The organism is Specibacter sp. BI4 (genome assembly GCF_056680095.1).
On the sequence record NZ_CM155265.1, the window covers coordinates 4,281,848 to 4,304,145 of the forward strand.

16 protein-coding genes are annotated in these 22,298 nt (G+C 62.2%); 8 read left to right on the top strand and 8 right to left on the bottom strand.

The genetic code is table 11. The features are described 5' to 3' along the window. Positions 1-81 precede the first annotated feature (81 nt). Genes AC1L6K_RS19395 through AC1L6K_RS19420 form a run of 6 tightly spaced genes read left to right on the top strand, consistent with a single transcriptional unit; the run spans position 82 to position 8,716 of the window. Positions 82-1,407, top strand: a complete 1,326-nt coding sequence (locus AC1L6K_RS19395; protein ID WP_480950466.1) for an MFS transporter — start codon at positions 82-84, stop codon at positions 1,405-1,407. After that, a complete protein-coding gene (locus AC1L6K_RS19400) occupies positions 1,404-3,020 on the top strand; it encodes a thiamine pyrophosphate-dependent enzyme (RefSeq protein WP_480950467.1) in 1,617 nt (538 codons plus the stop codon). Before AC1L6K_RS19395 ends, AC1L6K_RS19400 begins: the two co-directional genes overlap by 4 nt. Before the next feature lie 12 nt (positions 3,021-3,032). Continuing rightward, positions 3,033-4,439: a gamma-aminobutyraldehyde dehydrogenase gene (locus AC1L6K_RS19405; RefSeq protein WP_480950468.1), complete on the top strand. Its 1,407-nt coding sequence runs from the start codon at positions 3,033-3,035 to the stop codon at positions 4,437-4,439. Positions 4,440-4,448: 9 nt separating this feature from the next. Beyond that, a complete protein-coding gene (locus AC1L6K_RS19410) occupies positions 4,449-6,152 on the top strand; it encodes an amidohydrolase (protein WP_480950469.1) in 1,704 nt (567 codons plus the stop codon). A gap of 30 nt (positions 6,153-6,182) precedes the next feature. Then, positions 6,183-7,466: a M20 family metallo-hydrolase gene (locus tag AC1L6K_RS19415; protein WP_480950470.1), complete on the top strand. Its 1,284-nt coding sequence runs from the start codon at positions 6,183-6,185 to the stop codon at positions 7,464-7,466. Next, on the top strand, positions 7,463-8,716 hold the full coding sequence (locus tag AC1L6K_RS19420; protein ID WP_480950471.1) for an aminotransferase-like domain-containing protein: 1,254 nt from the start codon (positions 7,463-7,465) through the stop codon (positions 8,714-8,716). The genes AC1L6K_RS19415 and AC1L6K_RS19420 overlap by 4 nt, the downstream gene beginning before the upstream one ends. 573 nt (positions 8,717-9,289) lie before the next feature. Here AC1L6K_RS19420 and AC1L6K_RS19425 read toward each other — a convergent pair. Next, on the bottom strand, positions 9,290-10,876 hold the full coding sequence (locus tag AC1L6K_RS19425) for a glycoside hydrolase family 68 protein (RefSeq protein ID WP_480950472.1): 1,587 nt from the start codon (positions 10,874-10,876) through the stop codon (positions 9,290-9,292). Positions 10,877-11,147: 271 nt separating this feature from the next. On the opposite strand from AC1L6K_RS19425, the gene AC1L6K_RS19430 reads away from it, so the two are divergent. Beyond that, the gene (locus tag AC1L6K_RS19430; RefSeq protein ID WP_480950473.1) at positions 11,148-12,779 is read left to right on the top strand and encodes a glycoside hydrolase family 32 protein; all 1,632 of its coding nucleotides are present in this window, start codon (positions 11,148-11,150) and stop codon (positions 12,777-12,779) included. Positions 12,780-12,782: 3 nt separating this feature from the next. Here the strand turns inward: AC1L6K_RS19430 and AC1L6K_RS19435 are convergent, their stop codons facing one another. Continuing rightward, positions 12,783-13,817 carry a LacI family DNA-binding transcriptional regulator gene (locus AC1L6K_RS19435; protein ID WP_480950474.1) on the bottom strand — a complete coding sequence of 345 codons (1,035 nt, stop codon included), beginning with the start codon at positions 13,815-13,817 and terminating at the stop codon, positions 12,783-12,785. A 186-nt stretch (positions 13,818-14,003) separates the two neighbouring features. Here AC1L6K_RS19435 and AC1L6K_RS19440 point away from each other — a divergent pair, with 186 nt between their 5' ends. Continuing rightward, complete coding sequence (locus tag AC1L6K_RS19440; RefSeq protein WP_480950475.1) at positions 14,004-14,888, top strand: VOC family protein; 885 nt, start codon at positions 14,004-14,006, stop codon at positions 14,886-14,888. 65 nt (positions 14,889-14,953) lie between these two features. On the opposite strand, the gene AC1L6K_RS19445 is transcribed toward AC1L6K_RS19440, so the two are convergent. From AC1L6K_RS19445 to AC1L6K_RS19470, 6 genes are all read right to left on the bottom strand, one after another. Then, a complete protein-coding gene (locus tag AC1L6K_RS19445; protein WP_480950476.1) occupies positions 14,954-16,513 on the bottom strand; it encodes a glycoside hydrolase family 32 protein in 1,560 nt (519 codons plus the stop codon). An 81-nt stretch (positions 16,514-16,594) separates the two neighbouring features. Continuing rightward, complete coding sequence (locus AC1L6K_RS19450; RefSeq protein ID WP_480950477.1) at positions 16,595-18,064, bottom strand: glycoside hydrolase family 32 protein; 1,470 nt, start codon at positions 18,062-18,064, stop codon at positions 16,595-16,597. Between the two features lie 10 nt (positions 18,065-18,074). Continuing rightward, a complete protein-coding gene (locus tag AC1L6K_RS19455; RefSeq protein ID WP_480950478.1) occupies positions 18,075-19,094 on the bottom strand; it encodes a LacI family DNA-binding transcriptional regulator in 1,020 nt (339 codons plus the stop codon). Further along, a complete protein-coding gene (locus AC1L6K_RS19460; RefSeq protein ID WP_480950479.1) occupies positions 19,091-19,993 on the bottom strand; it encodes a carbohydrate ABC transporter permease in 903 nt (300 codons plus the stop codon). The genes AC1L6K_RS19455 and AC1L6K_RS19460 overlap by 4 nt, the downstream gene beginning before the upstream one ends. Next, the gene (locus AC1L6K_RS19465) at positions 19,990-20,871 is read right to left on the bottom strand and encodes a carbohydrate ABC transporter permease (protein ID WP_480952827.1); all 882 of its coding nucleotides are present in this window, start codon (positions 20,869-20,871) and stop codon (positions 19,990-19,992) included. The genes AC1L6K_RS19460 and AC1L6K_RS19465 overlap by 4 nt, the downstream gene beginning before the upstream one ends. Before the next feature lie 67 nt (positions 20,872-20,938). Further along, positions 20,939-22,276, bottom strand: coding sequence for an ABC transporter substrate-binding protein (locus AC1L6K_RS19470; protein ID WP_480950480.1), 1,338 nt, complete (start codon positions 22,274-22,276; stop codon positions 20,939-20,941). Positions 22,277-22,298 lie beyond the last annotated feature (22 nt).

Here is a 22,298-nt window from a genome sequence, read left to right on the forward strand (position 1 = left end):
ACGCTGCGGTGACCCCAATCACACAAAAACATCGCCTGCGGCATCTACGAAAACATTTAGAATTCATCGGAGCAATTATTCATGTCAACAAAGGCCAACACGCACCAACCGGCCGCACCTGGTGAAGTTAGCGAAAGCGTCACCCGCAAGGTGGCACTCGCCGCCCTTGTCGGTACCGCTCTGGAATGGTACGACTTCTTCCTTTTCACTACCGCTGCAGCCTTGGTATTCAACACCCAGTTCTTTGTTTCGCATGATCCCTTCCTAGCGGCCATGGGTTCGTTTGCAACTCTGGCTGTAGGTTTTGTGGCAAGGCCCATTGGCGGGTTCATTTTCGGCGCCCTCGGAGACAAGGTGGGCCGCAAGAAGATCCTCATGGTGACAATCGTCGGCATCGGCGTCGTTACTGGCCTGATCGGCTTGCTGCCAAACTACATGAGCATCGGGCTGGCCGCCCCCCTACTGCTGGTGGTCTTGCGTATCGTCCAGGGACTGGCTGTAGGCGGGGAGTGGAGCGGGGCGGTGATCATCGCGGTTGAAAATGCTCCAGCTGAGAAGCGCGCCCGCTACGCTGCTCTCCCGCAGATTGGCTCCCCCATCGGCACCATCCTTTCTTCAGGTGGCTTCTTCGGAATGCTGTACCTGGTGGGGCAGACCAACTTCGACGCTTGGGGCTGGCGCATTCCGTTCATCGCCGCCATTCCCCTACTCGCAGTTTCCCTGTGGATCCGCGGCCGACTCAGCGAATCACCCGAATTCGCCGCCCTCATGGAATCCGGGGAAACCGAACATGCACCAATCCGGGGCGTACTGAAGAACAGCTGGCGCCAAATCCTGGTCGGCATGTCCTCGGCACTGCTCGGCATTGGCGGTTTCTACCTCATCACAAGTTTCGTGGTGTTTTACGGCACGAAGGTACTCCATCTCTCGTACGGTTTGCTGCTCATGGGGACGCTGCTTGCCGCTGTCTTGCAGATCGGCGTGATCATCTGGGCGGGCCGCATGGGAGAAAAATTCGGTCCCAGCAAGGTCATTCTATGGGGCGGCCTCGCCTCGGCTCTCGTAGCCATCCCCGTCTTCCTAGCCATCGACAGCCGCATCCCCGTGCTGGTGATCGCCGGAATGATGCTCGGGGTTGCCGTTCTGACCGCCCCGTACGCAGTCTCCGGGGCGGCCCTGACATCGTTGTTTGCCACCAAAGTCCGGTACACGGGCGTCGCCATCACCTCAAACACGGCCGGTGTTATTTCGGGTTTCGTGCCGTTGATCGCCACTGCCCTGGTGGCCGCCAACGGAAACTCGTTCTGGCCCGGTGCAGCCATCCTCATCGTCATCTCAATATTAACCGCTCTGTCCGGCATCTTCCTGCCGCCGCTGAGCATCAAGGAAGAAGGAATGAAGCTGTGAGCACCACTACTGCAGGCCACCTGATCGTTGCCCAGCTGGAGCGCGCCGGCATCAAGCGCGTCTACGGCGTCCCGGGCGAAAGTTACCTGGATGTTCTGGACGGACTTCATGACTCATCCATTGAAACCGTGGTGACTCGCCAAGAAGGTGGCGCCGGATTCATGGCACTGGCCGAAGGCCGGCTCACAGAGTTGCCGGGCATCGCGATGGTGACCCGCGGTCCCGGCGCCGCCAACGCCTTCATCGCCATCCACACCGCATATCAGGATGCCACTCCCCTGATCATGTTCGTAGGTCTCATCCCGGTCGCTGACCGCGGGCGTGAGTCCTTCCAGGAATTCGACATTAACGCCTGGTTTGGCAGCACCGCCAAAAAGGTTGTCACGCTCGACGACGCCGCCTCCGCTGCACGGGTGGTGGACGATGCCATCTTCACCGCATTGAGCGGACGACCTGGTCCCGTCGTTGTCGGCCTGCCCGAGGATGTGCTGGTCCATGTCATTGAGGCTGGCACCGTGGAACCGCGCCGGGTGACCCGCACCGCTCCGGCGGTCCCTGCACTGGATGAACTGCAGTCCCGGCTCGGCGCTGCATCAAAACCGTTGATCGTGGTGGGCGGCGAAGGGTGGACGCAGGATTCCGGCACGGCCATCGCCGACTGGGCGGCCCGCCAAGGCATCCCCATCCTCGCCGATTTCCGTGCATATGACGCCGTCCCGCACACCTCCGACGCCTACGCCGGATACCTTGGCTATGGGCGCAACGATGCCAACGCCGCCAGACTGGACACAGCGGACCTGGTCCTATTTATTGGCTGCGTCCGCAGCGACGTCCTCTCCGACGGCTATACTCGCGGACTCGGCGCCGAAACGGTCGTGGCCAACTCCGACGCGGACCTCCTGGGCCACTTTGGTCGGCTGGACCAGCACATCATTGCGGACGTCTCCGCTTTCTCGCTGGCCCTGGCAGCAACGGAGCCGGCCATGGACAGCACGGCCGGGTGGTTCTCTGAGGCAAGGGCGGACCAGCTGAAGTTTGCCACCGCCCATCCCGACGGCGGGACCGGCGTCGATCTTGGCGTCGTCATGGAAATCCTCAAGCAAGAGATGGACGACGACGCCATCCTCACCTTTGGCGCCGGGAACCACACCCTCTGGCCTGCCCGCTACCTGACCCACACCAGCGCCAACTCGCTCGCTGCCCCGCGCAACGGCGCAATGGGCATGGGCATCCCCGCCGCCGTGGCCGCCTCGCTTGCCTACCCGGGTCGGCAAGTCATCTCCGTGGCAGGCGATGGCTGCTTCATGATGAACGGCCAGGAAATCGCCACGGCAATGGCTTATGGGGCACCGTTCATCGCACTCGTGGTGGACAACGGCATCTTCGCCACCATCCGCGAACACCAGGAAAACCACTACCCCGGCCGCCCTTCAGGGACACACATGACCAACCCCGATTTCGCCGCACTGGCCCGCTCCTACGGCGGCTACGGCGAACGCGTGGATACGGCCGGCGACTTTGCCGCCGCGTTTCGCCGCGCTGTCGAGTCCGGCCTGCCAGCCGTGCTGCACCTCCCGCAAGACCCTGCCACCCGTTCCCCCAAGAGCAACTAACTGGAGCCCCTCATGATCACGCTCAGCAACATCATCAACGGCGAAGCCGTGGAAACTGCGGACACGCTGCCATTCTTCGACCCGGCAACCGGGGTACAGATCGGCACTGCGCCGGACAGCGACGCCGCCATCGTCGATCTGGCATTTCAGGCGGCGGCACAAGCCTTCGCCGCATACAAGCGCACGACACCGGCCGAACGCCAGGCCCTGCTGCTCCAGTTCGCCGATCTCATCGAGGCCAACGTCGATCGGCTTGTGGACGCCGAGGTGGCGTGCACGGGCAAGCCCCGCGCGGCGACCCGGGAACTGGAAATCCTGCGCGGCGCCGACCAACTGCGCTTCTTCGCCGGCGCCTGCCGCGTCGTCTCCGGGACCGCCTCCACCGAGTATGTCCGGGGATTCACCTCCACCGTCCGGCGCGAACCGTTGGGTGTGGTCGCCCAAATCACGCCGTGGAACTACCCGTTCATGATGGCCATCTGGAAGATCGCCCCGGCCCTGGCCGCCGGCAACACTTTGGTCCTGAAGCCGGCAGACACCACGCCGTGGTCTAGCGTCATCCTGGGCGAGTTGGCCCAGGAAGTGTTCCCGCCCGGCGTCGTGAATGTCATTTGCGGCGGACGTGACGCCGGTGCGGCGATGGTGGAGCACGAGATCCCTGAAATGGTCTCCATCACCGGCTCAACCCGGGCCGGAGAGCACGTCATGTCGGCGGCAGCCAAGACGCTCAAGGACGTTCACTTGGAACTTGGAGGCAAGGCCCCGGCCGTCGTCTTCGCCGACGTTGACGTTGACCGCACTGCCTCCGAGATTGCCCTGGCAGCCTTTTTCAATGCCGGCCAGGACTGCACAGCCGTCACCCGTGTCCTCGTGGAAGCCTCAATCCACGCCAAGTTTTCCGCCGCTCTGGCCGCAGCAGCCGACGCCCTGAGGGTGGGTGGCGACGGCGCCGACCTTGGCCCGCTCAACAGTGCCGCCCACTTGGAACGGGTGGAGGGATTCATGGCCCGCCTGCCGGACAATGCCCGGATTCTTGCCGGAGGCAAGCGCACCGGCACCGGCTACCACTTTGCACCCACCGTCATTGACGGCGTCGTCCAGACTGACGAGGTGGTGCGTGAAGAGATCTTTGGCCCCGTGCTTACCGTGCAGCCGTTCACCACGGAGGCCGAGTCGATAGCACTGGCCAACGGAACCAAATATGCGCTGGCCTCCAGCGTCTGGTCCGAAAACCACGGCGTGGTCACCCGTGTCTCCATCGAACTGGACTTTGGCTGCGTCTGGATCAACTGCCACCAGGTGATTCCGGCCGAGGCCCCGCACGGCGGCTTCAAGCACTCCGGCACCGGCAAGGACCTCTCCGTTTACGGGCTCGAGGACTACACCCGTCTCAAGTCCGTCACCACCTCCCACCGCTAAGGCATCGCCGTGAAACTAGATCTATTGTTGCGCAACGCCAACATCATCACCATGGACGCCGAACGGCCCTTCGCCAGCTCGCTGGGAGTCTGGCAGGGCCGGATCGTTGGCCTCGACGACGACATTGCCGGTTTGGAGGCCGCCACGGTCCTGGATCTCAACGGCGCCACCATCACCCCGGGGTTTATCGATGCGCACTGCCACACCGTGTGGTTCGGGCTGGGCCTGGCCGAGCTCGATGTTTCCGCCGCCCGTGGGCTGGCGGAGTTGTACGCGCTGATCGAGCAGGAGGTTGGCTCCCAGTCGGCAGCCGGTGTCAGCTCGGGCTGGATCATGGCAACCGGCTTCAGCGACCAGCACCACCAGGGTGAGTTCCCGGACATTGGCACCCTTGATGCCATTACGGGGGAACGGCCGCTGTTTATCAGGCACAACTCGGGCCACATGGCCGTGGTAAATACCGCCGCGCTTCGCCTGGCCGGTGCCCACTCCCTCGATTTCACGGACCCCGACGGTGGCGTCATCGTCCGGGATGCTTCCGGCCAGCCCACAGGACTCGTCCAGGAAACAGCCCAGGCCCTAATCCAGGCACTGATACTGCCGTACTCGATTGAGGATTTGGAATCGGCGCTTGACCGCGCCACCCTGCATTACGCCTCTGAAGGGATTACAAGTTTCACTGAGGCGGGGGCCGGGGGCGGGTGGATCGGGCACAGTCCGGCCGAGCTTGCTGCCTACCAGCGGGCTGCAGCCTCCGGGCGGCTCCACGCCCGCGCACAGGTCATGCCGGTCCTCGATGCGCTGCACCGTTTGGAGGGGCACGCCGCCGACGGCGGCGGACACGATGCACCCTCGGGGCTGGATCTGGGCATTGCCAGCGGCTTCGGCGACGACATGCTGTCGCTGGGCCCTGCCAAGGTCTTCCTTGACGGCTCGCTCATGGGCGAAACGGCAGCCGTCAGTGCAGAATATTGCAGCCACGGGCATCGGGACAATGCCGGAAACCTGGGCTACTTTCAGGCCAGCCCGGTGCAGTTGCAGGAGAAGATCGAATCCGTGTACGCGGCCGGATGGTCCATCGCCGCCCACGCCATCGGAGATCGCGCCGTGGAACTGGCCATTAACATCATCGGCACCTGTGAGCTGAAATACGGCCGCCACGCCATGCCGAACAGGATCGAGCATGCCTCCCTGACGCGGCCTGATCAGTTGGGACGAATGGCGGCAGCCGGCATCGCCGTCACGCCCCAAGCCAGCTTCTTTCACGACGGAGGCGACGGCATGGCGCTCTCCCTCGGAACTGACCGCTTGCCCTGGGCCTACCGGGCGGCTTCGTTCCTGGCCGCGGGCATCACCTTGGCCGGAAGCTCGGACCGACCAGTGGCCAACGGCAATGTGCTGCGCGGGATGCAAGCCTTCGTGGACCGCAAAACATCATCCGGCGCTGTATTTGGCAATCCGCATGAACGACTCACGCCCCACCAAGCCCTCGCCGCCTACACCACCGGTGCCGCCCGGGCCACCGGAACAGAGACCGTCAAGGGCTCCCTGTCCATCGGGAAGTTCGCAGACTTCACGGTGCTGTCAGGTTCACCGCTTGCCGTCGCTGACATCGGTGAATTGGCGGTGTTGGCCACCGCTGTGGGCGGCATTTTCAGCTACAACACCCTGCCCAGCCAACATCCCGTGCCGGTTCCGGCCCACGCGTCCTAACACTCCAATCGCCACCCCGAAGGGAAAGCCATGACATCAACTGCCAGCTTCACCGACCAGGACAATGCCTTCGTGGCGGATTTCCACACCATGGGCGCCTTTGGTGCCACCGGAAACGGTGGTGTCGACCGCCAAGCAGCCAGCGCCCCCGACGGCGAGCAGCGGCACTGGCTTAAAACCTTGCTGGAGGCACAAGGTTTCAAGGTGCAGTTCGATCAGGCCGGCAATCAGTGGGGGCTCTACGAGGCTGTGCCGGGTGCTCCGTTCGTTGTGGCTGGATCGCACATGGATTCCCAGCCAACCGCCGGACGGTATGACGGCGCTTATGGGGTTCTGGCCGCGGCGCACGCAGCGTTTCGGCTCAAGGCTGCGTGGGGCGAGGCAAACGGTGAAGCACCCAAGTACAACATCGCCGTCGTCAACTGGTTCAACGAGGAAGGCTCCCGCTTCAAGCCGTCCATGATGGGCTCCTCCGTGTACACAGGGAAGCTGGAGCTGGACACGGCGCTTGCGACGACTGACGCCGCCGGTGTTTCCGTCTGCGACGCCTTGGATGAAATTGGGTGCCGGGGCGACTTTGCCGGGCCCGAGGCAGCATTTTGCGCGGAGATACATATCGAACAAGGCCGCGGCATGGAACGGGAGGGTGTCACGATTGGTCTGGTGTCCTCTAACTGGGCCGCCAACAAGTACGAATTTGTGGTCCACGGCGAACAGGCCCACACCGGGTCCACCGTGATCGAGGATCGCAAGGACGCGCTGCTGGGCGCTTCCATGCTTGTGGTCGCTGCACGGGAGCTGGCCAACCAGTTCCCGGGAGTCCTGCACACCTCCGTCGGGCAGCTCAATGTCTACCCGAACTCGCCGGTCGTGGTGCCATCGCGAGTGAGTCTGCTGCTTGACCTGCGCAGCGCCGATGAAACCGTCCTGGCAGAAGCGGACGCACTGCTGCACGGCCGCATCGCGGACATTGAGGCACTGGCCAGTGTCTCAGTCGAAAAGCACCACTCGCATTCCTGGCCCGTTACGCCATACCAGCGCGAGGGCGTGGAACTGGCGGCGAAGGTGGCCGCGGATCTGGGCCTGTCAAACAAGGAGGTCATGACCCTGGCCGGCCACGACTCCACCAACATGAAGGACCTGGTCCCCACAGTCATGTTGTTTGTGCCCAGCGTTGACGGGATCTCTCACAATGAGCACGAGTACACCACCGATGAGGACATCGTTGCCGGGCTGACAATGCTGACCGAAGTGCTCCACCGGCTTTGTGCAGGGGCCCTTGCCCCCGACGTCACACACACCGAGAGCGCATGACGATGCCCCAGATCCTGGACGGACTCGTTCATTCTGCACCTGCGTCCCGGCACGAACGCCTCTTCGCAGACTGCGCCACGGGGCCGATTTCAACGGCGGTTGCAGAAATATTTGCGACAGCCGCCCGCCCCGGGCTGATCTCCCTGGCAGGAGGGAACCCCGACCTCAGCTTTCTTCCCATGGCCGGTCTGGGCCTTTCGGCAGACGCCATCATTGCAAATGACGGCCAGCATGCGCTGCAATATGGTGCGGGTCAAGGCACGGAGGAACTACGCACCCAGATCTGCGAGCTCATGGCGTTGGAAGGAATCACCGACAGCTCCCCCGCCAACGTGGCCGTGACCATCGGCTCCCAATCGGCCTTGGACACCGTCACCAAAATTCTTTGCAATCCCGGGGACACCATTCTGACCGACGATGCCACCTACATGGGTGCTCTCGGAACATTCGCCGGGTATCAAACCGACGTACAGGCAGTCCGGACAGATGAAGATGGGTTGATTCCTGAAGAGCTTGAGCGGCGCATTGCCGGTCTGAGGGATGCCGGAAAGAACATCAAGTTCCTATACGTCATTCCCAACTTCAACAATCCGACCGGAATCACCCTGGCTGCGGACAGGCGCAGCCAGATTGTGGCGATCTGCCGCGAATTCAACATCATCGTGGTGGAGGACAACCCCTACGGCCTGTTGCGCTTGGACGGCGACACCCTGCCTGCGCTCCGCGCGGACAATCCGCAAGACGTGATCTACCTGGGATCATTTTCCAAGATCTTTTCCCCTGGACTACGAATCGGGTGGGCGCTGTTGCCGCCGCATCTGGTGCAGAAGTTCCTGATCTTGGGCGGTTCGAGCACCCTGTGCCCGCCCGCTTTGAGCCAAATGCTCATCTCGGCATACCTTCGGGACTACGACTGGCGGGCCCATCTTTCGACAGCCATCGACGCCTACCGGGAACGCCGTGACGTCATGCTCACAGCCCTCGCCGGAAATATGCCGACAGGAGTCACCTGGACCAAACCGCAGGGTGGCTTCTTTATTTGGCTGACGCTTCCACATTCAATCGATACCCAGACCCTGGTCTACAGCGCCTTCGACGCAAATGTTGCCTACTTTCCGGGTACTGTCTTCCTGCCGGGAGGAGAACCATCGAGCTGTCTCCGCTTGGCCTTTAGCGCCCTCCCCGCAGAAATGATCAAGGCGGGGGTTCAACGCCTTGCTGCCGTAATATGCGCAGCTGCCACTGCGTAGGGCATTCGCGGCTGCTTGGCCGGTCCTGATGTCGGCCGGTTGGAGCACTTGGGTGGCTCAGGCCTGCGGGGTGTTGGGAACATTGACGCGGAGGCCAGAGCCAGAAACGGATGGGTTCAGATCGAAGCACGAGCCTTCAACGATCGCGCCAAGGACTCCAACTAGTCTTGGCAGCGCTGTGTGCCGCCCCAATGGCTTGATTTGGCGGAGGAATGCATTGCAAACTGGCGCCACTCGACCGCACCGTAGTTGGGGGGGGCTGATTACTGGCTTCTGGCTCTCATCCCACGCGCAGGGTAGTGCCCATACTTTGAGATGCAGCGACCACGACGATAAAACATTGAAGAAATGCATGCAAGCTCCGCTTGCATGCATTTCACAGTCATCATTTACGCTTACGGCCGGGCAGGCCACTGACCCGCCGCGGGCTTGAATGAGATTGTCATTCGCACCGAGCCGCTTCGGATCAAGAAGACGTCAGGACACTCAAATCGGTCGGTGCGCCTTCACGGGTGATGAAGGTGCACCGACCGAATTTGTCAGCTCAGTAATGCGGCATGCGGGCTACGCCAATTATTTGGCTACACCGTTGTTGACCTTGAGCTCACGGTTCGCGGGGATGTCCGCCCAGCCGCCGAGTCCCAGGTTGCCGTAGGAACGGTCCACAGTGGCCGAGGCGCCCTCAATATCCAGGCGAACTGTCGGGCCGAGGGTACCGCCACGCACGAAGTTGTCATTGGTTCCGATGGTGTCGATGAATGACTGCACCAGACCGTTGGGCATCACGTAGTGCGAGTAGGCCTGGAACTGTCCCGGGTGCTGGTTTTCGTCAGGAGCAAACGGCGTACCAGCAGGATAGTTCAGGTTGGTGGGGCTGCCCAGGGCCAGGCCCGAACCGCGGTTCAACGGCTGGTAGTCGCTGCGGATGCCGTCACCCACAAAGCCGTAGACGCCTTCCGGGCCGTCGATGCCGGCGGCGAAGGTTGAGCGGTGGCTAATGGTGAACAGGTAGTACTTCCCGTCCTTCATGTAAACCTGCGGACGCTCGGTCTGGTCGGTGACGCAATTAGCCGACAAAATTGGCGGCAGGAACTCCCACTTGGTCAGCTCCTTGTTCGTTGCACGGGCCAGGCCCACGTTGCCGATCTGGTAAGTTGCACCGGATTTGTTGACCTCGGCGACGGTTTCGCCGTTGGTCTCGCCCTCGCGGTAGCCGAGGTCTTCGGCAGTGCACTGGGCTTCGTCACGCTTCTGGGCGGTGTTGCCTTCGAAAACCATGTAGGTCTCGCCCGGGTGGGCCGGATCTTCAAAGGTGAAGGGGTCACGGAAGTTGAAGAACTGGTTCTGCTCGGCGTTCTGGTAGAGCTTGCCGTCAGCCTGCAGCAGGTCGGTGACCTTGTCGAAGCCGGTGAACTTCACGCCATTCTTGTTGGCGTGCACGTGCCCGACGCTCAGTGCGATGCGCGGGTCATAGGCCTTGACGTCGTTGCCGGCTGCGTCGCGGTAGAACGCAACGTCGGTGAAGAACAGCTTGACTTCGCCGTTTTTGGTGACACGCGCCGAACCCGACCACTGGGTCTGGTGGCTGAAGGACTGATCCTCAAAGATCTTGCCCGTGACGCCTTCATCGAAGACCTGGCCGCCGTAGGTCCAGCCACCGTTTTCGGGACGCTCATCGGCAGGTACACCTGCGGGACGGTAGAAGTAGCCGATGCGCGCATATTGGTGTCGCTCATCGAAGCCCAGCTTGCGGTCGGCAACGAGCGAAAAGATGATTTCCTGGCCACTGACGCTGTACTGGTTGGCGTTCTCGTCAACCAATGGCCAGGTATCCCAAACCCAGACCTTTTCGTTGCTCATGTCAGGGAAGTCCTGAGATACTGTCGGCATCGTGAAGTCCTCGGGCATGGAATTCTCACGAGGAGCGGCGTCCGGGTTGGACATGGCCTTCAGCTGTTTGGCGTCGGCGCGAGTCCAACGTGCAGTGAAGTCATCGGTTGGGCTGTATGCCTGTTGGGTGTGTTCAGTTGGTGCCGGGAACCCCGGCGCAACGTCCGGTGCAGCTACTGCCGGCCCGGCGATCAGGGCCGCACCGAGTGCTCCCAGACCTAATACGGCGACCAGCCGGCCGTGTTTGGTGCGTGTTTTCTTCACAATCATGTGCCTTCATTCGATTGGCAATCGGACAATCACTCGAACGGGACACACATTCTCTCCACAGCCAAAACTAAGCATCCACACAGGAAAAGTCAAACGATGCAAAACGTTTTGGAACCTTGGTCACATTTGTTGGCAAAACGTTTTGGATGTCGGTTACGGTGGTTCCTGGTCACTCCAAGTGATGCACGTTCTCTCCCCCACATTTTTGCGACGAAGCAGAGTCCCTGCCGTCCGCCGGCGGAGACCCTGCACCCATCCCTTCGAAAGACCAATGCCCATTTCAAGACGCCGCTTCCCCTTGTCCTTTTTGGCTGCAGCCGTGATCTGTGTCCTGGTTCTCGGTGCGATCACAACCGTGGTGCTCATGAGGCCCGCGGAAGAGGCACCCAACCCCGCGAACCAGTCCCCCGCCACTGGCGCCGAAGAATTTCAGCGGCCGGACGACTGGTCGCAATATCGCCCGGCTACGCACTTGACCCCTGCCCAAGACTGGATGAACGATCCACAGCGCCCGTTTTTTCTCAATGGCCTTTGGCACTTTTACTACCTCTACAACGCCGATTACCCGGAGGGAAACGGCACCGCCTGGTATCACGTCACCTCAACCGACCTGGTCCATTGGAAAGACGAAGGCGTTGCCATCGAGAAGTACACCAACGGTCTTGGCGACATCTGGACCGGAAGCGCGGTGGTTGACACGAAGAATACGGCCGGATTTGGCAAGGATGCCGTGATTTCCCTGGTCACCCAGCAAATTGATGGGGTGCAACGCCAGTCGCTGTTCTTTTCGACAGACGGCGGCTATTCGTTCACTTCCTATGAAGGCAACCCTGTCATGGACAACCCCGGCACGGAAGCCTGGCGTGATCCGAAGATCGTCTGGGACAAAGAACGCTCCCATTGGCTCATGCTGTTGGCCGAGGGCAACAAGGTTGGTTTTTACACGTCCCCGGATTTGAAGGCTTGGACCTACCAGTCGGGATTTGAGCGCAATGATCTTGGTGTCATTGAATGCCCCGACTTGTTTGAGATGGCCGTGGATGGCGACCCGGAGCGCACGACCTGGGTGCTGGGAATCAGCGCCAACGGCGAAAGCACCGGTCGTACCACCGGCTACACCTACTGGACCGGCTCATGGGACGGAAAGAACTTTGTCCCGGAACAAGATGACCCCCGCTGGCTTGATGCCGGCTCTGATTTCTACGCGGCCGTCACCTGGGATGACCCGAATGCTGACAATCCGCTCGCACAGCGCTATGCAATCGGCTGGATGAACAACTGGGCGTATGCCGGAGCACTGCCAAAAGAAGACTGGTCCGGTGGCAGCATGTCAACAGTGCGCCAGCTGACGTTGCGCACTGTTGACGGGCATCCAGAGCTGAACTCACAACCCATCGACGCCATCGCCGATCTCGAAGGCGAGCCCGAACACGCCGATGCCCAGCAGATTCAGCAGCACAACCCCATCAGCTTGCCGCAACCGGCCACGGCTGCCTATCGGCTGCGCCTGACCATGGCACCGGATGCGGGACATCCGGCCAAGGAAGCGCGCGTGAAGTTGGAAGATCACGATGGATCGTTCATCACGCTCAATTACAACTTCCATGACCAGACGTTGTCCCTGGCCCGTGATTCCGACAAGATCGCCGCCGGCATGCCGGAAAGCTACCGCCAGGTCCGCAGCGAAAAGGTTCCCCTGCGTGATGGCGGGCTCAGCCTGGATGTGGTTGTTGACACGACGTCGATTGAGGTCTTTGCCCAGGACGGCGAAGCCGCCCTGAGTTCGGTATCCGTCCTGTCGCCGGGACAACACACGCTCAGTGTCGAATCGTTGGGTGGCGATACCCAGCTGCTGTCGGCCACCCTCAATCCGCTGGCCGTGGCCGCCCCAACCCGCAAGTAATTTTTAACTGGAGGGTGGCGCAACCGAATCGCGCTTGACCAGGGTGCAGGGAAGCTGCTTCTGAATGGCGTCCGGTTGTCCCCCATCCACATGCTGGAAGAGCTGGGACACCGCCCAGCGCCCCATTTCATGGTGCGGCAACGCAATGGTGGTTAACATCGGCACCAAGGCACGCGAAATCAGTTGCAGGTCATCCACACCAACAATCGAAACATCATGCGGGATGGACAAGCCAAGTTCCCGGGCCGCCTGGTAGACGCCCATGGCCGCTTCATCGTTAAAGCAGAAGATGGCGGTGGGGCGGTTGGGCCGATCCAACAGGAGGCGGGCGGCAGCACGCCCACCGGCCGCGTCGCCGCTGGTCGCTGCGATCAACGATTCGTCCACAGTGATTCCGGCTTCTTCCAATGCCTGGCGATAGCCGCGCTCGCGACCCCGGGACGCCGGCACCGATTCGGGAACAGTGGTGAAGCCAATCCGGCGGTGCCCAAAGCTCGTCAGGTGCCGGGTCGCGTCCAGACCAATCCCCACCTCATCCGGAACGATCGAGGAATAACGAGGATCGCCGGTTGAGGCATTCGCCAATACCACCGGCGCACTGTCCAGCTCCTGCGGCACCGTGACCTCCTGGTGGTACATGCGCGCATAGATCACGCCATCCACCCGATGATTATTCAATATGCGGATGTCCAACAGTTCCCGCTCGGCCATTGCATTTGAGTCAAGGACCACGACGGCGCTCTGATTTTCGGCGGCCGCATCCTGCGCACCGCTGATCATGAGTCCGGCATAGGGAGTCACTGCAATGGTGTCGCTCAGGAGCCCAATCATGTAGGTGCGTGCGCTTCGCAGACCGCGTGCCCGCGGGTCTGGCGAATAGCCCAACCGCTCTGCAGCAGCCAACACCCGCGCCCGCGTGTCAGCTTTTAATGCGCGAGCCCCGCTCAGCGCATGCGACACGGTCGTAATCGAAACACCCGCTGCTGCTGCGACGTCACGGATGCCCACCCGGGGCGTTGCTCCGAGCTTTTTATCCATGCCTCATTATATTCAGGTTCGGGGGTCCCTCGCGGCATCCCGGCCGATGTCCAGTTCACGTACGCAGGCATGCAGGCCGATGACTCACTGAGGCGGCTTTGAACTGCACCGATACGGCGTCGCCGCTATTGATGCGAAGGTGCGGCAGTGGCATGCTGAAATGAGTCACTTCGAGCAGGAGGAATCATGCAACGGATCGTGCCCAATGTATGGTGTCAAGGCAACGCGGTGGAGGTCGGAGAGTTCTACTCTGCGGTGCTTCCGCAAACGTCGGCGGAGACAACAATGAACTATCCAACGGAAGGTTTGCTGGACTTCCAACGCGATTTTGCGGGGCAGCCCCTCGTCGTTGATGTGTCAGTCAGCGGTTACCAGATCCGCCTCATCAATGCCGGCAATGAGTTCCGTCCAACACCTGCCATCTCGTTCATCCTGAACATGGATCCGCGCCTGTTCGACGGCGGCGAGGATGAGGCCCGCGCCCGCATCCAGAGCATGTGGGAGGCCTTCGCAGAAGGCGGCCAGGTGCGCATGGAGTTGGGCGAATATCCGCACAGCAAGCTGTATGGCTGGGTCGAAGACCGCTTCGGGGTGAACTGGCAGCTGATGTTGGGCGCCCCCGCCGGAGACCGGCGGGCAGTCGTGATTCCACAGTTCCTTTTCACCGGGCCTGTTGCCCAGGCCCAGCAGGCGATCGAGCTCTACACCGGGCTTCTGCCGGATTCCAGCACCGGCATGTCCATGCCCCATCCGAATGCGGCGGACGGCATCATGTTCGCAGAGTTCACGCTGGCCGGGCAGTCGTTCTCCGGCATGGATGGCGGCGCGATCCACGACTTCACGTTCTCACCGGGGCTCTCACTGGAAGTCTCCTGCGCAGACCAGGAGGAGATCGATCGTCTGTGGGAGGTCCTGTCCAGCGTGCCCGAGGCAGAACAGTGTGGCTGGGTGGTTGACCGCTTCGGCGTGAGCTGGCAGATCGTGCCGCAGAACATGGGCGAGCTCATGCAGCATCCGGGTGCCTTCGCGCGGATGCTCGAGATGAAGAAAATCATCATTGCCGAGCTGTGAGACGCCGCCCCCGGGGAGCGCCACTACAGGGTGGCGCTCCCCGGGGGAGCACGTCTCCACCCTCGTCAGCTGGAGGCGTCGATTTCCCGGATGGTGATGCCGGTGAACGTTGCCGCCCCGCCGTCGGAGTAGAACGATATGCCGGTGTCTCCTTCGGCGAAGTGCACCTGTTGGGAAAGCACCGTGTGGCCGGCATTGACGAACACCTCAACACTTTGGGTGTCAACGAAGACTCTCAGGTGCATGGAGCGGGCATTGGCATCGATCGGCGCCGCGGCCCGCGAATAAGGTGCCAGTGAGTATCCGCCGAGGTCCGACGGCGCCCGGTCAACGTAGAGCTCGCTGCCGTACTTGCCAATGTTGGTGTGCCGGGATCCGTCGGCGGAGCGCCCCACGGCAACCCCAACGTTGCTCGCGGCATCCCAGCTGATGTCCAGTTCAAGCTCGTAGGCGCGGCCGTTGAAGGGCACAGTGAAATTTCCGTTGACAGTCTGGTCAGGCACAGCCTTGGTTGCCGTCGTGTAGTTCGCCAGCGATACAACGGGGCTGCTCAGGAGGCTGTAGCCGCCGTCGCCCTGATGCGCAAGGCGCAGCTCGCGCGCAATGGAGTTTTGGCCGTTGTAGCCGTCAGTGGCGTCGGTCGGCACATCACGTGCGGCGTATTTCCAGTTGTTCATCCACGCGATCGCGAGACGGCGCGTGTCCGGCTCGTCGGTGGATGGCCAGGTGACGGCGGCGTACCAGTCCCAGCCCCAGTCCAGCCACTGCGGGGTGAGGTCGTCGGCAATGAACTCGTCACCGTCCCAGACGCCCATCCAGTAGGCGTAGGTCATGGGCAGGCCAATGCTGTAGGCATCCATGCTGGCTCCGAGCACCCAATGACGGGTGCCGTCGTCGGCTGTCATTTCGAACAGGTCGGGGCATTCAACGCCGCCGAGGGCGTGGTTGGGGTAGTCGAAGTTGAGCTTGAGGTGCCAATCACGAAGGTTCGTTGAGGTGAAGAAGCTTGCGTAGCGTGCCCGCCCGATCACGCACACCCATTCACTGCGGGCGGCATCCCAGTGGATCTTGGGGTCACGGAACCACTCGGCGTTGTCAATTTCGGCCTGCGTGGTTGCGGTGCGCCCGTCGGTGTTGACAATGACAGGGTCGGCGAGCGCCGTGAACGTGAATCCGCCGTCGGTTGACCAGTACAGGTACTGCTCCTGGTATTTGCGGATGCCGTCGGTTGGTTTCGTGGCCAGGGCGACGACTGCTCCCGCACCAAATCCGGCGGTGTTCGCGGTATCGACGACGGCGGATCCCGACCAGACGGGGAAGTCAGGTTCCAGCGGCATCACGGTGCCGTGGTGGGTGAAGGTGACTGCGTCGCTTGTGGTGGCGTGGTCCCAACCGCCCGGGCCGTTGTTCTGGCCGGCGTGCAGGTAGTAGAGCTGGTAGGCGCCGTTGGTGGTGACGGGTCGTTGCGGGTCGCAGAGCCAGCCGGACGGCGGGGTCATGTGATATTTGGCGCGGAGGGAGACCTGGGCTTGCGCGGCGGCGGGCAAGCCTCCGCTCGGCACGAGCGCCAGGGCGCCGGTTCCGGCGCCCTGGAGGAGACTCCGGCGGGAGATTTTGGGCATCATGATTTGCTTCCTTTCAAGGCCTGGCGGGCGCGCGGGGGCGCCCGCCAGGGTCAATTGGCAGTTGCAGAACAGAGAGGTGGATCAGGCCAGGCCTTGTGAGCTTCCTGGCGGAGAAGGCCGTGCAGGCGTTTCAGTTTCAGGGACATCGCGCAGTAGCACCGAAACATGCCCTGGCAGCCCCGCTTCAATCCGAGCCGTCACTGCGCCGGAGCCCACGACAACAAGGTTTGAAACGGTCGCTTCGCCGTCGTTGATAAACAGTTCCAGCAGCGGTCCGTCAAGGCTCAGGAGCAGCCGCACCGGCGCCAAAGCATCGAGGGCAACGGTGCTCGTCGAGGGAAAGGCGGCATGGACAGCTTGCGCAGCGGCGCCTTGGCGGGTGACGCGCAAGGCGCCGGTTTCGGGCGCGTGATCAATGACGACGTCGGACTCGGCGTCCCCTCGAAGGGTCAGCCGAAGCGTCCCTGTAGTAGTCGGATCCCAGTGAATTTCCATGAGCGAGTGTCCGCTCAGGGCCATCTCGACGGGTTGGGCCAGGCTCATGCGGGCTGCGGGATCTGCCGCGGCGAGCTGTTCCTGGATGAATGTTGGCGGTTGTTGGATGAGCCGCGGGGATCCGCCGACGGTGCGCAGCGACAACTGGCGCGGCAGCGACATGGCTCCCCGCCACGGGGCCGATGGGATGGCACCGGCGTAGCTCCAGTTGCTCATCCAAGCCATCATGACTTTTTCGCCGGCCGGGGCGTTGTCGAAGGTGACGCCGGCGTAGAAGTCTCGGCCTAGATCGAGGCGGGTCAGCTCGGAGGAGTCCGGGGTGAATGTGGTGCCGTCAAAGTCACCGATGAGATAGCTCATCGAGGAACCCTCCGGATCCGCATCCCCGCCCACGGGGTTGGTGCTGAGCAGCAGCACCCAGCGGATGGTGTCAGCGTTTCCGTCCACGGGCAGCGGAATGAGATCCGGGCATTCCCAGACAACCCCGTCCACCCCCAACGGACCAAAGGTGCTCTCGTGCTTCCAGGTGCGCAGGTCGGTGGATGAGTAAAAGAGCACCTGCCGGTCTTCCGCCTCGACGGCCAGCAGAATCCACCGGGGCTCTCCCCCGGCATCCGCACAACGGATCACCTTGGGGTCGCGGAACGCGCTGGTGTTGCGATCCAGGACGGGGTTGCCGGGGTCCGTCTCCCAGGTGAAACCACCGTCGGTACTTTCCGCCCGGGACTGTGCCTGGTGTCCGTCGTCGTACGCGCTCGTATAGTGGGCGGTCAGAAGCGGTCCGGCGTCGGACTCTGTGGCCACGATGGAGCCGGAGAAGATCTGCTCGCCCTGGCGATATGGCAGCGCCACGGGATGCTCGGTCCAGTGCTGCAGATCGGCGCTGGTGGCATGGCCCCAGCTCATGTTGCCCCAGTCCGGGCCCTCGGGATTGTATTGGTAGTAGAGGTGCCAGAGGCCGCGATCGTGGACGAGCCCGTTGGGGTCGTTCATCCAGTTGCGTTGCGGGGTGAAGTGGAAGGCAGGCCTGGGCATCAGTTGATCTGTTTGGTTCATGGGGGCTTCCTTAGATCGACTGCCGCGAGATTGGTGGGCAGGCGATGCGTGTGGGAACGGTGTCGGAGGAGTTGTCGATGCCAAGGAGCATGCGCACCCCGGCCGCACCCAGCTCGTAGTGCGGCAGGGCCACCGTCGACAACGGCGGACGCAGGTGGGCGGCAATGACGTACTGGTTGTCAAAGCCCATCACGGCAATGTCCTCGGGAATGCGCAGCCCCTGTTCGCGCAGCCCGTCGTAGAGGCCCATGGCCACTCGGTCGTTGTGGCAGAACACCGCCGTGGCTCCGGATTTCATGATGCTGGGCGTGGACACGTATCCCCCTTCCTGCTCGGGAGCTGCGGGGAACACGAGCGATTCGTCGTAGCTGATGCCGGCCGCTTCCAGTGCGGCGCGGTAGCCGGCGAGGCGTCCGCTTTGCGCCGGTGAGGGCGTGGTGGTGTTGATGAAGGCGATCCTGCTGTGGCCGGCGTCCAGAAGTTCCTGGGTGGCTGTCCGCCCACCTTCCTCTTCGTCAGGCACGACGGCGGGAAGCCCGCTTCCAGCCGCGAAGCAGTTCACGAGCACCGTGTCAGTCTGGTGGAGCGTGGCAGGAACGGTGATCTCGCGGTGGTACCAGCTTGAGTACAGGATTCCGTGGACCTGGTGCTCCAGCATCATGGCGATGGCCTCGTCCTCGGCCGCCTGGTTGCCGTCGGTGTTCGCCACGAGGAGGACGTAGCCGTTTTTCCACGCTTCGTCCTGGGCCCCGTGGATGATCTGCCCGGCGAAGGGGGTGGTGGCAATGGCGTCGGCCACCAGGCCGATGAAGCGGGAGGTGCCGTTGGCGAGGGTTTGTGCCAGCATATTGGGCCGGTAGCCCAGCTTCGCCACAACCTCCAGCACGCGGTGCCTCGCTTCGTCGCCGATGCGGGCACCGGGCTTGTTGTTGACGACCACCGATACCGTGGCGACGGAAACCCCGGCCGCCTTGGCGACATCCCGCATCGTCACGGTGTGGGCACCCTTGCCCTGTTCTACGCTGGTCATCCCTTGGTTGCTCCGCTCTCGAGGCCGCTGATCATGGCTTTGTTCAGGACAAGGAACACCAACAGCAGCGGCGTGACTGTTACGCAGACGGCGGCGAAAGTCGCTGTCCAGTCGGTATTGCCCATCGCTCCAATGTAGTTCTGCAAACCCAGTGGAATGGTCTTCAGCCCGTCGGAGAGCACAAACGTGTTGGCAAAGATGAAGTCGTTCCAGATAAAGATGCTGTTGACCAGCACCACTGTGATGATTGTATTCACCGACAGCGGGAACGTGATCTGGCCGAAAATGCGGAACGGGCCGGCGCCGTCCAGGGATGCCGCCTCATACAGTTCCCGCGGGATGTACTCATAGAACGAGCTGAACAAGTACACGGCCATGGGCATCGCAAACGCAGCGAGCGGGATGATCATGGACATGTGCGTGTCCAACAGGCCGATCTTGGAATAGTCGATGAACAGCGGGACGAGTGCAATCTGCACCGGAACAATGATGCCAAGGAGGAAAAGTGCGCGCACCAGGCCGCTGAGGCGGAAGCCAAGAACCTGCAGGGCGTAGGCCGCCATCATGCCGGCAACGACGATCAACACACTCGAGCCGAGCGTGACGATGAAGCTGTTGAGAATGTTCAGCCACAAGTTGCCCGTGGCAAAGGCGCGGGAGTAGTTTTCCAGCGTGAATTCCGAGGGCAGCGCAAACGGATTCCCGGAAGCAAAATCCGAGGCCGTTCGAAAGCTTGTCAGGAACAGCCACGCCATGGGATAAACCTGCACAACAACTATCAACACAATCGTCGCCGTCAGGAGCACCCGCTGCACGCGAATCCGCCTGGGCTTCCTGGCTTGCACGCGTGGCTTTACCGGCATGGGCGTGGTGGGCGCGGTGAGAACTGGCGCACTCATGAGTCGTCCCTTCGACGAAGGAGTAGGAAGATCAGGCCGACGGCGATGAGGCACTCAACAACAATGAAGACCGAAATCGCGCTGGCGTAGCCATAGTCGGTGTGCACAAAGGCTGTCTTGTACATGTAGGTGGTCAGCAGCTCCGAGGACTGGCCGGGGCCTCCGCTGGTGAGGAGGTAGGGGATGTCGAAGCCGCGCAGCGCAAAGGTCGTTGCCATGATCGTGGTCGTGATCCAGACGGGCCGGATGTACTGGAAACGGATCCGCCAAAATACCTGCCACCATGAGGCACCATCCAGGCGCGCCGCTTCCTCGAGCTCACGGGGAACGGCCAGCAGTGCTGCATAAATGATGAGCATGTACAGGCCGGTGAAGCGCCACCCTTCGGGAATGGATACCGCGGCAAGGACCGTCTGGACGTTGGAGAGCCAGGCTGTTTGCATCCCGCCCAGTCCAACCCATTCCAAGACCTGGTTGAGCAGGCCCACCGGTTCCAGCGAGTAGATGCGTTGGAATAAAAAGGCGATGGCGACGGTGGAGATGACGGCGGGGAGCAGGTAGAGCGTCTTGACGAGTTCGCGGGCCCGCCGGATTCCTGTCAGGAGCCCGGCCACCATGAGTGCCCCGCCCAATTGCAGCACCAGGCAGATCACCAGGTAGCCGATGGCGTTGCCGAAGGCCGTCCAGAACACGTCGTCGCGGGTGAACATCTTGGCGTAGTTGTCCAGCCCGATGAACTTCATGTCGGTAATGCCGTCCCAGCGGAAGAAGCTCAGGAACAGCGACTGCACGATGGGGAGCAGGACCGCCAGCCCGTACAGCACCAGGGGCGGGATGAGGAAGACGGCAACGGCGAGTTTGGATCGGCCCGGCAGCATGGTGGCCATGGGCTTGCCTTGCCGCGGTGGCCGGAGGGCCTTTCGGACCCGGCTTGTCTGGGCTGTACTAGCCATTGTTGTTCTCCGCCAGGCTTGCATCCATGGTGGCGATGAACTTCTCGGGCGTGATGTCGCCCTGGGCGAGGAGGGTCAGTTCCTGCTGCAGGCGGGTGTTCGTGGCCGGGTCCAGCTGGGTGTCCCACGGCATGGCGATGGCTTTGCCCACGGAGTTGGCTTGTTCGACGGATCGCTTGTACAGGTCTGTGGCGTCGGCAGGGATCGTGGTCTCGGCCGTCGTCGTCGGGGAAAGCGCACCGGTGCCGGCATAAACTTCCGGGTACTTCTTCAGGGCGAAGGCCAGGAAGTCGCGCACCAGCGGGTCGTAGGTCTTGGCATTGATGGCCATGCCAATGCCCGACGGCGTCACGTACTCGTTTGCCTCGGTGACGGCTCCGTCGATGCCGGGAAGGGTGAAGTAGTCCACGGAATCACGGACGCCGGCGTCAAGTTTTTCCGTGGCGAGGTTGCCCAATTCCCACGTTCCGGTGTTGTACACGGCCGCCTTGCCCGAGGTGAAGAGTGCCTGCGCATCGGCGTAACCGGTGGATGAGAAGCCTTCCTGGAAGCACCCTGCCTGGCCCAGGCTGTACAACCATTCCGCGGCTGCCTTGCCTGCCGGATCGGAGAACTTGGCTTTGCCGTTCTTCAGGTTCTGGATGAATTCGGGGCCGGCCATCCGGAACGGGTAGTAGGCCATGTAGCGTTCCAGCGGCCACTGGTCCTGCCCGTCCAGGGCGATGGGCGTGATGCCCTTCGCGCGGAGTGCCTTGCACATCTGCGGGAAATCATCGAGGGACTTGGGGGTTTCAACACCTGCACTCTTTAACAGTGCGGAGTTGTACCAAAAGAACTCGAGCTGGAATTCAAAGGGAACCATGTACAGGGAGCCGTCATCGAAGCGCTGGTAATCCAGGGCTGCGGGCCTGAAGTCCTTTGCCATGTCAAGGTCCTTCAGCAGCGTGTCAACATCGATCATGCGGTCCTGGCCGGCCAGCTTCTGTGCAAACGGCGTGGCGTCCGTGTCGAAGAGTTCGGGCAGCTTGTTCGCGGCCGCCAGCGTCTCGTACTTTTGAATGTACGAGGGCCGGTCGGGGGTGGTGATGAGGTTGAGGGAGAATCCCGGATGGTCTGTGGCGTACTCGGCGGCAATTTCCTTCATGGCCGCGATGACGCCGCCGTCGGCGGGCCGGGACAGGAGCCAGGAAATTTCGCGGGGAACAATCTCGCCCTGGGGGTCGACGTCGGTGGGCTGGGTGCCGCTGGCCGCTCCCGAACAGCTGGCGAGGGCCAGCGCGGCGGCAACGGCGGCGGCCAATAGGGCTGTCTTGCGCTTGGTAATTGTCATGGTCGTAATCTCCATTGATTGA

What these genes read in the sequence shown, in the direction of transcription:
- AC1L6K_RS19395 (WP_480950466.1), top strand. Translation starts at nt 82, where the DNA reads ATGTCAACAAAGGCCAACACGCACCAACCGGCCGCACCTGGTGAAGTT.
- AC1L6K_RS19405 (WP_480950468.1), top strand. Translation starts at nt 3,033, where the DNA reads ATGATCACGCTCAGCAACATCATCAACGGCGAAGCCGTGGAAACTGCG.
- AC1L6K_RS19415 (WP_480950470.1), top strand. Translation starts at nt 6,183, where the DNA reads ATGACATCAACTGCCAGCTTCACCGACCAGGACAATGCCTTCGTGGCG.
- AC1L6K_RS19420 (WP_480950471.1), top strand. Translation starts at nt 7,463, where the DNA reads ATGACGATGCCCCAGATCCTGGACGGACTCGTTCATTCTGCACCTGCG.
- AC1L6K_RS19425 (WP_480950472.1), bottom strand. Translation starts at nt 10,876, where the DNA reads ATGATTGTGAAGAAAACACGCACCAAACACGGCCGGCTGGTCGCCGTA.
- AC1L6K_RS19430 (WP_480950473.1), top strand. Translation starts at nt 11,148, where the DNA reads ATGCCCATTTCAAGACGCCGCTTCCCCTTGTCCTTTTTGGCTGCAGCC.
- AC1L6K_RS19435 (WP_480950474.1), bottom strand. Translation starts at nt 13,817, where the DNA reads ATGGATAAAAAGCTCGGAGCAACGCCCCGGGTGGGCATCCGTGACGTC.
- AC1L6K_RS19440 (WP_480950475.1), top strand. Translation starts at nt 14,004, where the DNA reads ATGCAACGGATCGTGCCCAATGTATGGTGTCAAGGCAACGCGGTGGAG.
- AC1L6K_RS19445 (WP_480950476.1), bottom strand. Translation starts at nt 16,513, where the DNA reads ATGATGCCCAAAATCTCCCGCCGGAGTCTCCTCCAGGGCGCCGGAACC.
- AC1L6K_RS19450 (WP_480950477.1), bottom strand. Translation starts at nt 18,064, where the DNA reads ATGAACCAAACAGATCAACTGATGCCCAGGCCTGCCTTCCACTTCACC.
- AC1L6K_RS19455 (WP_480950478.1), bottom strand. Translation starts at nt 19,094, where the DNA reads ATGACCAGCGTAGAACAGGGCAAGGGTGCCCACACCGTGACGATGCGG.
- AC1L6K_RS19460 (WP_480950479.1), bottom strand. Translation starts at nt 19,993, where the DNA reads ATGAGTGCGCCAGTTCTCACCGCGCCCACCACGCCCATGCCGGTAAAG.
- AC1L6K_RS19465 (WP_480952827.1), bottom strand. Translation starts at nt 20,871, where the DNA reads ATGCTGCCGGGCCGATCCAAACTCGCCGTTGCCGTCTTCCTCATCCCG.
- AC1L6K_RS19470 (WP_480950480.1), bottom strand. Translation starts at nt 22,276, where the DNA reads ATGACAATTACCAAGCGCAAGACAGCCCTATTGGCCGCCGCCGTTGCC.